Genomic DNA, 780 nt, shown 5'->3' with positions numbered 1-780 from the left:
TTGGTATCGACGAGACCGCTTCCCGGCGCGGCCACAACTATATCGCCCTGTTCCACGATCTTGAGGAAGGGCGTTTGCTCTACGCTTGTGAGGGGCGTGACCATTCCACGGTTGAGCGTTTTACTGAAGACCTGACAGCCCACGGTGGTGACGCTGGCAATATCACAGCCGCCTGTACTGACATGCCGAAGGCCTTTATCAAAGGCGTTGGCGCCCACCTGCCGAACGCAGATCTGACCTTTGATAAGTTTCATGTCGTCCAGCTGGCCAATAAGGCGGTCGATGAGGTCCGACGGCAGGAGGTCAAGGAGGGGCCCATCCTGCGCAACAGTCGCTGGTGCTACCTGAAAGACCAGAGCAAGCTGAGCGGTAAGCAGAGCGCCATGATGTACTGCTTGAGCCGATCCCGCTGAAGACAACAAAGGCTTGGGAGGTGAAAGAGTCCCTGCGAGAGATTCTCTCCACTCCGATGAGTCGCGACACTGCGGAACAATTGCTCATGGAGTGGTACAGCTGGGCGCGCAGATGCCGGGTGGTGCAGATGAAGAAGCTGGCGACCAGCATCAAAGAGCACCTCACGGGCATTCTCAACGGGTTCACCTCTCACCTGAGCAACGGGCGCGCGAAGGCATCAACTCCCTGATCCAGGCGGCCAAGGCGAGAGCCAGAGGTTACCGGACAACCCGGAGTCTGATCGCCATCGCGTACTTGATCGCTGGAAAGCTCACGCATCTTCCTGCTTCACCCTATGCGAGGCCCCGGTATGTTGAGGGGTTACCC

The 780-nt window shown here is 58.3% G+C and carries 2 protein-coding genes; both read left to right on the top strand.

The window, feature by feature from the left end; translation table 11 throughout:
* Positions 1–413 (top strand): transposase (locus RIFP1SYM_RS18680; protein ID WP_139042193.1); only part of this gene is annotated, 413 nt, incomplete at its 5' end.
* Positions 414–433: 20 nt separating this feature from the next.
* Complete coding sequence (locus tag RIFP1SYM_RS18675) at positions 434–643, top strand: transposase (protein WP_005966887.1); 210 nt, start codon at positions 434–436, stop codon at positions 641–643.
* Positions 644–780: the final 137 nt, after the last annotated feature.

The organism is endosymbiont of Riftia pachyptila (vent Ph05) (assembly GCF_000224455.1).
Lineage (GTDB): Bacteria > Pseudomonadota > Gammaproteobacteria > Chromatiales > Chromatiaceae > Endoriftia > Endoriftia persephonae.
The sequence above is the reverse complement of the archived record's forward strand: the minus strand, read 5'-3'. Positions and strand labels throughout refer to the sequence as shown.